The following is a 13,971-nucleotide window of genomic DNA, read 5'->3' as shown; positions in this document are numbered from 1 at the left end:
GATGGCGCCATCTTTGAGAAAACTTTATTCTTGTCAGGAGTAGTCTTTCATGTACATTTGAAGTGAAACTGTGAGAAATGAGTGTAAAAAGCTGCTTTTTGAGGCAGTAAAGAACATATCTAACGAACATAAGCGGCTCCATAGACTTATTTATCGTGGATGTAGTAGAAACTGGTGCTGAAGATAGCTTCTAAAGGTAGATGCAATTGAGAAAATGCCAACAGTCCGTCATTCCCTTAAAGGCAGGAACCCACTACGACAGTGGCCAGGCATTTGCGGGGACGACGCTGGTATTGTTTTTATTGAGACTATCCTTAATACAGAGATAAAACGAGAGAGTAATACAGCTGGATGACTAAATTCTTATCACCCGCACGTCGGTTTGCCGGGCTGTTAGCCTTGATATTTTGCGTCAGCGCAAGTCTGTCTCAGGCTCAAACCGCTATGATTCCTTCCCCCCCTGAATTGGCAGTGAAAAGCTATGTGCTGATGGATGCCGACAGTGGCGAGGTACTGGCTTCAGATAATCCCGAGGAGCGTCTGCACCCGGCCAGCCTTACCAAAATGATGACAGCCTATATTGCTGAGGTTGAACTGGCCGCCGGTAATATTAAGATGGACGGTCAGGCGCTGATTAGCAAGAAAGCCTGGTCCATGGGGGGGTCTACCATGTTTCTTGAAGTGGGTGACAAAGTGTCTGTGAGTGACTTGCTCCACGGCATCATCATTGCCTCCGGTAACGATGCCAGCGTGGCGATGGCTGAGCATATTGCTGGTACTGAAGATGCCTTTGTCCAGATGATGAATGGCACAGCCAAAAGGCTGGGTATGAAAAATACGCATTTTGCCAATGCAGCGGGCTGGCCTGCGCAGGATCATTACTCTACGGCTTACGATCTGGCTCTGCTGGCTGCCCATATTGTTAAGGATTACCCTGAAAACTATCCCATCTACAGCCAGAAATATTACCAATATGGCGTGGATAAGCGAACGGGGGAGCCGTTGGACCGACAGGCTAACCGCAACAGTTTATTGTGGACCAACCCCTATGTTGACGGCTTGAAAACCGGCCATATTGAAGCGACCGGTTATCACCTGGCTGTTACGGGTAAAAAAGAGGGGCAACGCCTGATTGCTGTGTTGCTTGGCGCTAAAAGTGAAAAGCAGCGCTCGGAAGAAGCGCAGAAATTGTTGACCTACGGTTTCCGTTTCTATGAAAATGTTGATATCAAAAAAGGCGGTGAAGCCCTGCAAACCACTAAGGTTTGGAAAGGCAGTGTCAATGAGATCACCCTTGGTATTGACAAAGACCTGATCGTTTCTGTGCCACGTGGTACTGGCAAGAACCTTAAAGCCTCCATGGAGGTGGATACCCCGTTGATTGCCCCCATTACCAAAGGGCAGAAGGTAGGTACTGTCAAGGTGACACAGGATAATAACGTCATCAAAGAAGTGCCGCTGCTGGCACAACAGGCGGTGGATAAAGGTGCTTTCTTCAAGCGCCTGTGGGATAGTATTGTGCTATTTTTTACCGGCTTGATTAAATAAACTTGAGTACTATGGCTAAGAGCAGTAATACCCCGGAACCGCCAAAAATCGTCTTCCCCTGTGATTATCCTATTCGTGTCATGGGGGCAGCGGCCCCTGACTTTAAAGACTTTGTGATACGTGTGGTTAAAAAACATGCTCTGGATTTTGACGGTAAAGCACAGGTAAAAGATAGTCGTACGGGTAAATATTTGTCTGTGCATGTGGTGATTCGTGCAACGGGTGTTGGCCAGCTTCAGGCGCTGCACGCTGAGCTGAAGGCCAGTGGCCGGGTTCAGATGGTGCTATGACAGAGCCACTGCTTATCCGTCAGTTGGGCAGGTTGCCTTATGAACCTGTCTGGCAGGCTATGAAGACATTCACTGACCAGCGTAATGCCGATACGCCCGATGAGCTTTGGGTTGTTGAGCATGAGCCGGTGTTTACGCAGGGTCAGGCCGGCAAGGCAGAACATGTGCTGGCAGCCGGTGATATTCCTGTGGTGAAGGTCGACCGGGGTGGTCAGGTGACTTATCATGGCCCCGGGCAACTGGTTTTTTATGTATTATTGGATGCGCGCCGTCGTGGCAGAGGTCCGCGAGAGTTGGTTTCTGCCCTTGAGAACAGTGTGATTCGCTTATTGGCGCAGCAAAATGTTGAAGGATATGCTAATCCCAATGCACCGGGTGTTTACGTTGATGGCGCTAAAGTTGCGGCCTTGGGGCTGCGTTTCAGAAAAGGCCGCTCGTACCACGGGTTAAGCCTGAATGTGGATATGGATCTTGAGCCTTTTCGGCGCGTCAACCCCTGTGGTTATGTCGGGCAGGCGGTGACGATGCTGGCATCACTGTATACCGGGGCAACCATGGCGGATACCAATAAGGCAATGCTTGACTGCTTGATAACAGAGTTGGATTACCCGGCCTGGAAAGAAGCTGGTAGAAGGCTGCCAGTATAGTCTCTGGCCTTGGAGCCTGTCGGACTTAAGACAATTTTGGCCTAAAATCCAGAAAGTGCGAGAAAGTGCGAGAAAGTGCGAGAAAGTACGACCGGCTCCTAGGAGCCTGTCCGAGAATAGACTACCCTACTGCGGTTGCGATAAATTGGTCTAAAAATTCCTGCTTCTTCGTCAAATAGCCCCACTATTATCCTCAGAAGCAGAAATTTTTATCCTCAATTTCTCGTCATCCTCGCTACGGGCGCTATTCTCGGTCAGGCTCCTAGTAAAAACCGCCTGTTTTGGGCTTTTCTATGTTATAAAGTACCAGCGGGTTCTCAGAACATCGAAAAAACAGGCAGGTTTTCTCATCGGTTTCGCTTTTCACAAAAGGTTATGAGCAGCTTCTTAGAACCGGCCGTTGGTATAACACAGACCCAAAATAAAAGTTCGGTTATACTCGCGAGTATTACCTATACACCTTTTAGCATGGCTGGTGCTCATGAGTAACGAAAACCTTATACCTGCTGTTCAGATTGAAAGTGGTTCCAAGTTTGTTAATGACAAGGGCATTACCGCCATTAAAAATGGTATTAAGGCCAGCAACCACAGTACAGTTCCTCTCAAAACCAAGCCTCAGTGGCTGCGAATAAAGCCCCAGTTTGGCCCACGGTACAAAGAGGTGAAGACGGTTGTTCACAAACACAAGCTCAGTACAGTCTGTGAAGAGGCGATGTGCCCTAACATCAATGAGTGCTGGAGTTCTGGTACTGCGACCATAATGCTGATGGGGGATGTCTGTACCCGTGCCTGCCGCTTCTGTGCGGTGAATACTGGCAATCCTAAAGGCTGGCTGGATAAAAACGAGCCCGATGGCACGGCTGAAACAGTCAAGCATATGGGATTAAAATATTTGGTGCTGACGTCGGTGAACCGGGATGATTTGCCTGACGGTGGTGCGGCTCACTATGCTGCTGTCGTCAAGCGTGTGAAAGAAGTGAACCCGGATACTGATGTGGAAGCGTTAACGCCTGATTTTTGCGGTATTTTTGCTGCCGTAGAAACGGTAGTTGATAGTGGTATCGCTGTTTTTGCTCAAAATGTTGAGACAGTCAAACGGCTAACCCATCCTGTGCGAGACCCCCGTGCCACTTATGAGCGAACCCTGGCTGTGTTGGCTCATTCAAAAAAGTATCGCCCTGATGTGCTGACGAAAACCAGTCTGATGCTGGGGTTGGGTGAAACTGAACAGGAAATTATGCAAACCATGGACGACTTGCGTGAAGCAGGCGTCGATATTGTTACCTTTGGTCAATACCTTCAGCCAACCCGTAACCATCTTGCTGTTGAGCGGTACGTGAGGCCTGAGGAGTTCGACAAGTATCGTCAGTGGGGGCTGGACAAAGGCTTTCTTGAGGTGGTATCCGGTGCGTTTGTTCGCTCGAGCTACCGGGCAGAGCAGGTGTTGCAGAAAAATAATGTGGGTTTGACCTGAGCAGTGAAACCCTCTGGAGCATTAGCTGGTATTCAACAGCTAATGCCCGTTTTTCGCGTTTTTTAAGCGCTTTTTAGCCTTTTTAATTCTTCAGCACGCAGATCTTTGCGAAGAATTTTCCCCACAGGTGTCATGGGCAACTCTTTTCTGAACTCTATTTGCTTAGGCACCTTATAACTGGTTAGATATTTACGACAGTGAATAATTAAATCATCTTTTTTCAGGCTATCATTTTTTTGCACAACGAACAGCTTAACCGCTTCCCCGGTTTTTTCGTTGGGCACACCAATCACCGCGCAGTGTTCAACATCATTATGTTTGGCAACGATATCCTCAATCTCATTGGGGTAGACGTTAAAGCCAGAAACCAGCACCATATCTTTCAGGCGGTCGACTATGCTGACAAAGCCGTCTTCCTTAATAATGGCTACATCGCCGGTACGGAGCCAGCCATCGTTATCGATAATTTCAGTGGTAGCTTCTTTTCTTTTCCAGTAGCCCTTCATCACTTGGGGGCCACGGATACATAGCTCACCGCGTTCACCAATTTTGGTTTCGTTGCCTTCGCTGTCAATAGTTTTCAACGCGGTATTAGGGACAGGTACGCCCACAGAGCCAGGTTGCGTTAACTCACCAAAGGGGCTAATGCACACAGCGGGTGAGCATTCGGTCAGGCCATAAGCTTCAGAGATGCCGCAGCCTGTCACCTCTCTCCAACGCTCGGCTACGTCACTTTGTAACGAGGTGCCACCGGAAAGCGTAATTTTCATCTTGCTGAAATCACAGGTTTTGAACTCGTGGTGATTCATCAAGCTGGTAAACAGCGTATTCAGACCGATAAATGCCGTGAACTTCCATGGTTTGATCAGTTTGATAAACATGGCTGTATCGCGTGGGTTGGCAATCAGGATGTTATGGTTACCCATTTCTACCATGGCCATCAGGTGCACGGTGAAAGAATAGATATGGTAAAGGGGCAATGGCGCAACAATGATTTCACTGCCTTCCGCATGCAGTGGGGCACCTTTATTATCCTTTTGCCGCAGCATAGCCTGAGCCTGAAGCATATTGGCGACCATATTGCGGTGGGTCAGCATGGCTCCTTTTGCAACGCCTGTGGTACCACCGGTGTACTGTAAAATAGCAACATCATTGCTGTTAGCTGCGGGTGGGCGTGTATAGGTGAGTCTTTTGCCCTGTGTCAGTGCTTTACGGAAAGATTGTGCCTGGGGCAGGTTATAGGGCTTCACCATTTTCTTTACATGCTTGGCTAATGCGTTTATCACGATACGCCTGGGTGTTGGAAGTATATCTGCCAAGCTGGTAATCAGAAGGTGCTTGATCGGCGTTTGGGCAATGACTTCCTGAACCATATGACCAAAGACATCCAGGCAAACCAGCGCCTTTGCCCCCGAATCAATAAACTGGTGTTTCATTTCACTGGCAGTGTAGAGGGGGTTGGTATTAACAATGACCAAACCAGCCTTGATGGCACCATAAACGACAATGGGATACTGCAGCAGGTTTGGCATTTGAATAGCAATGCGGTCACCAGGGGTGAGTGTAGTATTGTTTTGTAACCATGCGGCAAATTGTGTGCTGTATTGATCCAGGTCACGGTAAGTGAGGGTGTGACCAATGCCCGTTACTACCGGGTTATTCGCGTATTTTTTAACGGAAGCTTCAAAAACATCTAAAATAGTGGCATAAGCATCTGGATTGATGTTATCAGGTACACCTGGTGCTCGCTTATTATTCCAAAAACCAGTTTCCATTGTCGTTTACTATCCAATAACTGTGATAACTGCCCCCGGTGGCTGAAATTAATTTTGCATCCTTATGTAGACACATTCCCTTAACGACCAACGGGTAGCGCTTCTGTATACAAAAATGCATACGTGCAATTTTCGCCATGTTAGCAGGCATTACTTACTGATGCATTGCTGTGGGTCATAGTTGACCAATATTTACTCAAGTATATAGTGGATACACTTTGTTACTTGATGTAACAATTAAACCAATAAATGAAATGATGCGAACGGCTATATCTACACATCCCTTAAGAGTGGTGCTGGCTTTAGAAGCTGTTCATAATCTTTTATGAAAACCAAAACCAAAACCAAAACCAAAACTAATGAGAAAAGCCGCCTGTTTTTCGATGTTCTGAGAGCCAGGCGGGAGGTGAATTTCGTCTAACATTCTACTAATATCCTTTCTGTCGTTGAAGACCTACCCTCGGGCACAGGGGAAGTAAAGTCTGTAAGTCCCTCGTGGCTGTAGCGTGCAAGCAGAAACCCGCGTAAACTCGCAAGAAAGTAACGCCCCAGTAATGGGAATCCTCTAGCGACTTAGCTGGGGGAGGATGTCAAGAAATAAAGTAAAGCCCATGACAGACAGCTCTTATCGGTGGTTGTAGCGCATAAAAGATTAAGAGAGCCTTCTAACCCGGATATTTCATAAACTGCCCTGAGAATTGCGCGGAACCTTGCGGCTCTAAGGGATTTTGCGAAGGAGCGCCACCGGGGAGTACGATCGACTGAGCAAAACTCCCTTAGAGCCGCAAGGAGCAAGCAAGGCCAGGAGCATGTTTATGAAATATCCGGGCTAAGTGGTCGGTAGATTTTTTTTCATCTCTGCCATCGCGCGTTTCAGACAGGTTGCATAATGCTCAGTGTCAGGCATCATATCCAGGCAAGAGGTAAAGCTGATGGTAATGTTACCGTTGTAGCTGAAGATAATGTGGAACAAGCCAACCGTGTCATAGCAAATGCCAGCACCGAACATTGCCAGCATTTTTGCGCCGGCTTGATAGAGAGGCAGTTGAGGCCCCGGCACATTGGTGATCACCGTATTAAATAGCGGTTTCATTCGGTTGGCGATGTTGTATTTAATGGCTTTGTCAATCACCAGATGTGTCAGGGTTGTTGGCAGCAGATGGGTGGAATCCATTAGCATCTGACCGTTGTGTTTTTCCTGCCGTGATTTTGCTGCTTCGTTTTCCTGTTTTATCGCCACCAGACGTTCCACAGAACCTTCTATATCGGTATGAATTGACGGGAACATAAAGGATATATGGTTGCCTTGTGCACCACTGCCTGCTGCTGATACATTCATAGGTAGCATGGCACGCAGGGATTTTTCGGGTTGTTCACCTTTGCCGGTAAGGTAACGTCTCATGGCGCCGGATACAATAGCCACCATGACATCATTGATCGTGCTGCCAGGCACGAGTTGCCTTAGCGCTTTTATCTCCTTCAGATCAAATGATACCGCATCAAATACCCGGTGTGATGTTACTTTGGTATTAAAGCGGGTTTTTGGTGCCATTCGGGGCATCTTTTCATTGGACAGTAGTATACCGGCCATGTTTCTCAAAAGTGGCAGGGCGTGGCGGGTAGTGGCCCTGGCTTTAGCCATCAGGTTACCTGGCATATTTAATGCGGCCCGGGTCAGTAACTCGATACCGGAAGGCAAACGGTCAACAATGATCGGTTCCAGGTTTTTAGGCACGGACATTTTAGGCGATAAATCATGTAACGCTGCCAGAATTTGTATACCCCGGACACCATCAATGAGAGCATGGTGCATTTTACTTACCAGTGCAAAGCTACCTTCAGGTATGCCTTCAATGGCGTCAAGTCCACTGATTACGTAGACTTCCCAGGGCGCGCGTTTTAAATCAAGAGGGCGCTCGTGTATACGCGCTGCCTGAGCACATAGTTGTCGCCAGTTTCCTGGCTTGGGCAGAGCAATATGGCGTATATGATAGTCGAGGTTAAATTCCGGGTCACTTATCCAGTAAGGATAGTCAATTCCCATGGGGGCGCTGACATGTCGCTGTCGCATTACCGGTAATTTAGCCAGCTTCCTCTCAAAGTTTTTCACGAATTCACTGGAATCCAGGGAGCCGCCAGGTATTGTTGAAGGGTCGTATATTCCGACACAGCCCACATGCATAGGGGTTGTATCGGTTTCAAGATTCAGGAATGTTGTATCGAGAGCGGAGAGCTGTTTCATGGATATGAGGTCGTAGCAGATGTAAGGAGTAGCCTGATAAAAGGATTGTAACGCCATGCGTTACAATCCTGTAGGCTGTTATGCGGAAGCACTTGCAGATGGTTTTCTTTTGCTGGCAGATGTCGTCTTGGTAGCTTTTTCTGCTGCCTTAACTTCTATTTTGGGCTCATCAGCAAGTGGACCAGTCTGAACTTCGGTCAGCAGCTTAACCGCTTTGGTCAGCTCTTCCAGCTGAGGAACCAGCTCGGCAGCTTTCTTGTCGCCAGAGTCGGGCAGAATGGTGCCACGAACTTTGATGATCGTGTCGTTCAGCTTATCCAGTGTTTTTTGTTTGGCACTTTCAAAGCGGTCAGACAGCTCATCACGCATGTCGTCGCCTTCTTCCACGAGATCTTCAAAAAGCTTTTTACCTTCCTGTCCCAGCCTCTCGTAACGACCATAAGCGCCCAGACCTGCCAGCCAGAGTTTCTCGTACATAGTTTTTCCCTCTTCAACGTTATATTATGAAGCTTTGCTCTCTCGGTTAGCGCAAGAGAAAGCGCGGCTTCTAGTGCATGAATATGAAAGGTTTACCAGTTTATACCTTTGAGCATATTGACCAGAAATTTTTGTTCAGTTGTTGGCTTTCTATCAACGGCACTGTCTTTCTCGCTACCATCGGCAGCAGAGCTGTCTGGGAACATGGTATACGCGCTATTCATTAGCAGACGGCTAAAGTTAGGTGCCAGATCATACATGGCCTGTGCAAAAATACCAATGCGGGTAGCTATGCGGGTTGGCTTCTGAATAATTGCTTTAATGAGTAAGTCAGCGGCCTGCTCAGGTGTTAATGTTGGTACATAGTTATATAACTTTGTTGGCGCAATCATTGGTGTTTTAACCAATGGCATATTAATGGTAGTAAACTTCACGCCTTTATCTGCATACTCACTGGAAGCGGCGCGGGTAAAAGAATCCAGTGCCGCTTTGGATGCTGTGTAAGCAGAAAAACGCGGGCTACCGGACAGTACAGCAATGGAGGAAATATTAATGACCTGACCACAACCACGCTCAGCCATACCTGGAAGGAAAGCCAGAATTAAACGCAGTGCACCAAAATAGTTAATCTCCATCGTACGCTGAAAGTCGTGTAAACGGTCGTAGCTTTGCTCGATGCCTCGACGAATAGAACGACCGGCATTGTTTATGAGAATATCAACACCGCCATATTCCTTAATCACAATCTCAGCCAGTCTGGCAACATCCTCATCAGAGGTCAGGTCAGTGCTGTGCACAAATACCTGACCACCAAGGTCGCGGATTTCTGCAGCAACTGTTTCCAGTGCTTCAAGATCACGGGCAACCAACAGTATTTTTGCGCCACTTTCTGCTAACTGCATGGCGGTGGCTTTGCCAATACCGGAAGAAGCACCGGTAATAAGAATAACTTTGTCTTTTACTTGCTGGTTTAAGTTCTCATTCCCCAGGCGCTCTTCGTCCAGGTTCAGCTCCCAGTAGCTCCAAAGAATGCGAGCATATTCTTCAAGCCGCTTCAGGCGGATATTGCTACCAGCGAGTGCCTGGTCGGTATTTGCGCGGTTGAATTCAGTGGCATAATCAATAAAACCCATGGTTTCTTCAGGTATGTTGAGATCGTGCAACAATGATGCCATAAGGTTTTTGAACGCAGGGGTCTTGCCAATACTCTGAGCAACCATTTTTATCATCGGGTTGATATTGTCAGTATCAATCCGCATGCTCATCTTTGGTGCGCGGGCAGTTTCGGCAAACAGGTTTATCACCTCGCCGAGGCGCTTTGGCTCAGGGTCTGTCAAATGGAAACACTTGCCATCGAAGCCATCCTTATGGGCAATATGATCCATGGTGTCGGCCACGTAATCAACGGGAACAATGTTTAAGCGACCGCCTTCAACACCAATAAGGGGCATCCATTCGGGGACAGAATCACGGAATTTACGGATGGCGTGAAACAAATAGTAAGGGCCATCAATCTTGTTGATTTCACCGGTTTCACTATGACCAGCAATCATGCCAGGGCGGTAGATACGGCAGGGAATGCGGGTTTCCCCACGTACTATTTTTTCTGACTCATGCTTGGTTTGGAGATAAGCGTTTTCCAGTTTACCCGCTTCATCGAGCATGTCTTCGCCGAACTCTCCTTTATACAGGCCGGCAACAGCAATGGAGCTGGCATGATGGAAACGCTTCGCCCCCATTGCAACGGCGCTTTCGAGGGCATTGCGAGTTCCTTCCACGTTCACCGCATACTGAAGCGCTTCAGCGGCTTCAATGTCGTAAATAGCTGCCAGGTGGAAAAATTCAATATTCTGCGACTTGAGGTTCGATAGCTGAGCATTGTCCAGGCCCAGATTTGGCAGGGTTACGTCACCCTTGAACAGGTGAATGCGTGACTGTTGAGCGCTGTAGCGATTGAGTAGATCAATGCAAGCGTTGGCCTCGGGGTCGCGAACCAGGATATAAATTTGTCCAGCTCTTGCCAACAACCGTTCAATCAGGTGAGTCCCGAGGAAACCTGTTGCCCCGGTGACAAAATAATTGCTGTGCATATGTGTTACATTGTCGAGAGACATTTGGATGCTTACCCGTAAATCGCTTTTCTGAAATTATCTGGCGCTCAGACGTCATAAAATGTATAAATACATTTACATTGCCTGCTATATTGTAGCTGTCAATTTAGGTAGACAAGCAATGTGTTAATGGTTTTTTCGTTGACAAGTTAGTGACATTGCCTGTCATACAGACCACAGTAGACTGCCTGAAAACAGACTGTAGTAGTAATGATCTCTTCCTGCTAAGGTCGTTATTGTGCTTGATACGTGAAAACCAATCGCTGAGTGATTGTACTACCTGTGCGAGCCAAAATCATACAGTTGTTTGAATTTTTATTCCATTTTTTATTTAACTGAATTCAACGGCTGAATTCGGGGTTAACAGTGTCAGCAAGGTGGTGACCAGAAACAACACAGGTTAACCTTGTATTTCTTACGAGGCACCCTGATGCCAGCTGGCATTTGCTGTCATACTTTGCAGGTTAAACCATGAAAGATCCGGTGAGTAGTGACTCCAAACCAGGACGCCAATGATCATTAATGCGGTCAAAAGTGGCGGCATGCTTTTCTCTTTTCGGATGAAATACCAGAGCATGACCAGCAAGGATAAGGCAAAAGTAAGGGTCATTGACCAGGCTTCCTGTAGCACGAGCGTCTGTAGGCTGATGGCCAGACAAAAAAGACAGTTTACCATTAGCCAGAAGGGTGAGAATATGCCAAGGCTGCCCAGAAGCGGCATTTTGACTAAAGCGCCGCCCACCCAGGCCTTTGGAAATACATCCGCTAATAAATGTATGGCCATACCCATTGCCATACCTGCCAGAATAAAAGGATAGTTGATCACGGTAAGTAGCCAGGGAACCAGAGCTGAGTGTGTCAGTGCGCAGCGGTGTTTTAATCCTGGTGTGAACAGGTCAATATCGGGCAAGCGAATACCAAGAATCAGTGCAAGGGTAAAGTTGACGACAGGTATTAACAGCTGTTTGATAACGGGGAGTTGATCAATAGCAGTAAATTGCAAACGATAATAATTGATCAGGGCAAGAAGTGCGGCCAGCCCCAGGCATTGCAGCCAATATTTCATAAAACAATGTTCTTATGGGAAAAGTATCACCAGAGGATAACAAAAAAACCAGTACCCGGGGTACTGGGAGCCTGTCGGACTTAAGACAATTTCGGCCTGAAATCCAGAAAGTGCGAGAAAGTGCGAGAAAGTGCGAGGAAGCGCGAGAAAGTGCGGCCAGAATTTCCGATCAATTTGCTTAAACAGGTCAACTATTCGCACAAATTGATCGAAAATTCTGACTCGCCCTACTGAATTTTATGCTCGAAAGCATAAGTCCGACAGGCTCCTGGCTCTTTTTCTCAGCGAATAAGCGGTGTCAGGCATCAATGCGCTTGTATTTGATGCGATGAGGGCCTGCGGCTTCTTCACCGAGTCTTTCTTTTCTATCAGCTTCGTACTCAGTGTAGTTACCTTCAAAGAAAGTGACTTTGGAGTCGCCTTCATAGGCAAGGATATGTGTAGCGACACGGTCAAGGAACCAGCGGTCGTGGGAGATCACCATTGCACAGCCTGGGAAAACCAGCATGGCTTCTTCCAGTGCTCGCAGGGTTTCCACGTCAAGGTCGTTTGACGGTTCGTCCAACAGAAGTACATTGCCGCCGTCTTTTAGTGTGCTGGCAAGTTGCAAGCGTCCGCGCTCGCCACCGGATAGCTCACCAACACGTTTTTGCTGGTCGCCTCCTTTAAAGTTAAAGCGGCCGAGATAGGCGCGGGATGGTACTTCGTAATTATTGATGCGCAGAGTATCCTGACCACCAGACACGGCCTCCCAAACGGTTTTCTTGTCGTCCAGTTCATCACGCAGTTGCTCGACAAAGGCAATTTTTACCGACTCTCCGTGTTCAATGCTGCCACTATCAGGCTGCTCTTTTCCCATTATCATTTTGAACAAGGTGGACTTACCGGCACCGTTACCCCCAATAATGCCGACAATGGCCCCTTTAGGGACATTAAAACTCAAGTCATCAATTAACAGGCGGTCACCGAAACCTTTGGAGACGTTGTTAAAGGCAATAACCTTATCACCGAGGCGGGGACCAGGGGGAATGTAGATTTCGTTCGTCTCGTTTCTGTTTTGGAAATCCTGGGACTGCATGTGCTCAAAACGTGCCAGACGCGCCTTGCTTTTAGACTGGCGACCTTTGGCATTGGAGCGAACCCATTCCAGCTCGTGCTCCATGGCTTTGCGGCGGGCGTCCTGTTGCTTTTGTTCTTGCTCCAGACGTTGTTCTTTCTGCTCCAGCCAGGCGCTGTAGTTGCCTTGATAAGGAATGCCCTCACCGCGGTCAAGTTCCAGTATCCAGCCGGCAGCATTGTCGAGGAAGTAACGGTCGTGGGTTATAGCCACCACCGTACCCGGGTATTCACAGAGAAAGCGCTCCAGCCAGGCAACCGACTCGGCATCCAGATGGTTGGTGGGCTCATCAAGTAGCAGCATGTCAGGGCTTGATAGCAGTAAACGACACAGTGCCACCCGTCGGCGTTCTCCGCCAGAGAGTTTATCAATGGTGGCATTCCATTCTGGCAGGCGTAATGCGTCGGCAGCTACATCAAGTTTTCGTTCAAGGTTGTGGGCATCAGCCGCCTGAATGATATTTTCCAGCCGGGCTTGTTCTGTGGCCAGGGCGTCAAAATCGGCATCGGGTTCAGCGTAGGCTGCGTACACTTCTTCGAGCCGCTGTTGGGCCTGCTTGATGTCGCTCAGTGCTTCTTCGACAACGTCGCGCACCGTTTTGTTGGGGTCAAGCTCAGGCTCTTGGGGTAAATAGCCAACATTCAAGTTTGGCTGTGGTCGTGCTTCGCCATCGAACTCTTTGTCCACGCCAGCCATAATCCGCAGCAGGGTTGACTTGCCGGCGCCATTGAGGCCAAGTACACCGATTTTGGCACCGGGAAAAAAGGACAGGGAGATATTTTTGAGAATCTGACGCTTCGGGGGAACAATTTTGCTTACCCGATTCATCGTGTACACGTATTGGCTCATTTAGGGAAGTCTCTGTCAACGGAAGGTTAACGTCACTGAATCGGGTAACGGTACTGTAACCGCAGGTATTTGGCAAATCCCTGCGCTGGCCCCTTGTCTGTTAGTGGAGGGTGAGTCTTGCTTGATCTCAACCATTTCTGAGAATGCGCAGAATAAAACCTATCGTATTAGTCCTTGGCAACGGAAAAAGAATGAGCCCGCGTACAAGCGCCCTTTCTTTCTCGAAGAAGCGAGGGCAGCGTTAAAAGCTTTCGGTTGTGGCGGTGACGGCCTGAAAACATGGGTATTAACTTAGAAGCAGTCTTAAAAGTCATGCTCCTACTGCGGCTACGATAAATGGGTCTAAAAAGTCGCTTTTGTTCGTCAAATAGTCCC

General features: G+C 48.1%; 10 protein-coding genes. 4 read left to right on the top strand and 6 right to left on the bottom strand.

From position 1 onward, the window contains the following. Window positions 1–351: 351 nt before the first annotated feature. The 4 genes from V4C51_RS09330 to lipA all read left to right on the top strand — a co-directional run bounded on the left by V4C51_RS09330 (window position 352) and on the right by lipA (window position 3,959). Window positions 352–1,548 (top strand): D-alanyl-D-alanine carboxypeptidase family protein, encoded by a 1,197-nt coding sequence (locus V4C51_RS09330; protein WP_330925886.1) that lies wholly within the window; start codon window positions 352–354, stop codon window positions 1,546–1,548. Between the two features lie 11 nt (window positions 1,549–1,559). Next, entirely contained in the window at window positions 1,560–1,838 is a 279-nt protein-coding gene (locus tag V4C51_RS09325; RefSeq protein WP_330925885.1) for a YbeD family protein, read from the top strand. Next, window positions 1,835–2,485: a lipoyl(octanoyl) transferase LipB gene (lipB, locus tag V4C51_RS09320; protein WP_330925884.1), complete on the top strand. Its 651-nt coding sequence runs from the start codon at window positions 1,835–1,837 to the stop codon at window positions 2,483–2,485. The genes V4C51_RS09325 and lipB overlap by 4 nt, the downstream gene beginning before the upstream one ends. A gap of 481 nt (window positions 2,486–2,966) precedes the next feature. After that, window positions 2,967–3,959, top strand: coding sequence for a lipoyl synthase (gene lipA, locus V4C51_RS09315; protein WP_330925883.1), 993 nt, complete (start codon window positions 2,967–2,969; stop codon window positions 3,957–3,959). 62 nt (window positions 3,960–4,021) lie between these two features. On the opposite strand, the gene V4C51_RS09310 is transcribed toward lipA, so the two are convergent. The 6 genes from V4C51_RS09310 to ettA all read right to left on the bottom strand — a co-directional run bounded on the left by V4C51_RS09310 (window position 4,022) and on the right by ettA (window position 13,596). Continuing rightward, window positions 4,022–5,734 carry an AMP-binding protein gene (locus V4C51_RS09310; protein ID WP_330925882.1) on the bottom strand — a complete coding sequence of 571 codons (1,713 nt, stop codon included), beginning with the start codon at window positions 5,732–5,734 and terminating at the stop codon, window positions 4,022–4,024. Between the two features lie 829 nt (window positions 5,735–6,563). Continuing rightward, window positions 6,564–8,033, bottom strand: a complete 1,470-nt coding sequence (locus V4C51_RS09305; protein WP_330925881.1) for a WS/DGAT/MGAT family O-acyltransferase — start codon at window positions 8,031–8,033, stop codon at window positions 6,564–6,566. A 21-nt stretch (window positions 8,034–8,054) separates the two neighbouring features. Further along, a complete protein-coding gene (locus V4C51_RS09300; protein ID WP_330925880.1) occupies window positions 8,055–8,453 on the bottom strand; it encodes a phasin family protein in 399 nt (132 codons plus the stop codon). 92 nt (window positions 8,454–8,545) lie between these two features. Continuing rightward, the gene (locus V4C51_RS09295; RefSeq protein ID WP_330925879.1) at window positions 8,546–10,543 is read right to left on the bottom strand and encodes an SDR family oxidoreductase; all 1,998 of its coding nucleotides are present in this window, start codon (window positions 10,541–10,543) and stop codon (window positions 8,546–8,548) included. A 436-nt stretch (window positions 10,544–10,979) separates the two neighbouring features. Beyond that, the gene (locus V4C51_RS09290) at window positions 10,980–11,630 is read right to left on the bottom strand and encodes a hypothetical protein (protein WP_330925878.1); all 651 of its coding nucleotides are present in this window, start codon (window positions 11,628–11,630) and stop codon (window positions 10,980–10,982) included. Window positions 11,631–11,928: 298 nt separating this feature from the next. Further along, complete coding sequence (gene ettA, locus V4C51_RS09285) at window positions 11,929–13,596, bottom strand: energy-dependent translational throttle protein EttA (RefSeq protein ID WP_330925877.1); 1,668 nt, start codon at window positions 13,594–13,596, stop codon at window positions 11,929–11,931. Window positions 13,597–13,971: the final 375 nt, after the last annotated feature.

Origin of the sequence: Candidatus Sororendozoicomonas aggregata, assembly GCF_031528575.1 — a bacterium.
GTDB classification, from domain to species: domain Bacteria; phylum Pseudomonadota; class Gammaproteobacteria; order Pseudomonadales; family Endozoicomonadaceae; genus Endonucleibacter; species Endonucleibacter aggregata.
Note: the sequence above shows the minus strand (reverse complement) of the source record. Positions and strands in the feature narration are given on the sequence as shown.

Excerpts from the sequence above, each read along its gene's own strand:
- V4C51_RS09310 (WP_330925882.1), bottom strand. The coding sequence starts at position 5,734 with ATGGAAACTGGTTTTTGGAATAATAAGCGAGCACCAGGTGTACCTGAT.
- V4C51_RS09290 (WP_330925878.1), bottom strand. The coding sequence starts at position 11,630 with ATGAAATATTGGCTGCAATGCCTGGGGCTGGCCGCACTTCTTGCCCTG.
- V4C51_RS09305 (WP_330925881.1), bottom strand. The coding sequence starts at position 8,033 with ATGGCGTTACAATCCTTTTATCAGGCTACTCCTTACATCTGCTACGAC.
- lipB (WP_330925884.1), top strand. The coding sequence starts at position 1,835 with ATGACAGAGCCACTGCTTATCCGTCAGTTGGGCAGGTTGCCTTATGAA.
- lipA (WP_330925883.1), top strand. The coding sequence starts at position 2,967 with ATGAGTAACGAAAACCTTATACCTGCTGTTCAGATTGAAAGTGGTTCC.
- V4C51_RS09330 (WP_330925886.1), top strand. The coding sequence starts at position 352 with ATGACTAAATTCTTATCACCCGCACGTCGGTTTGCCGGGCTGTTAGCC.
- ettA (WP_330925877.1), bottom strand. The coding sequence starts at position 13,596 with ATGAGCCAATACGTGTACACGATGAATCGGGTAAGCAAAATTGTTCCC.
- V4C51_RS09295 (WP_330925879.1), bottom strand. The coding sequence starts at position 10,543 with ATGCACAGCAATTATTTTGTCACCGGGGCAACAGGTTTCCTCGGGACT.
- V4C51_RS09300 (WP_330925880.1), bottom strand. The coding sequence starts at position 8,453 with ATGTACGAGAAACTCTGGCTGGCAGGTCTGGGCGCTTATGGTCGTTAC.
- V4C51_RS09325 (WP_330925885.1), top strand. The coding sequence starts at position 1,560 with ATGGCTAAGAGCAGTAATACCCCGGAACCGCCAAAAATCGTCTTCCCC.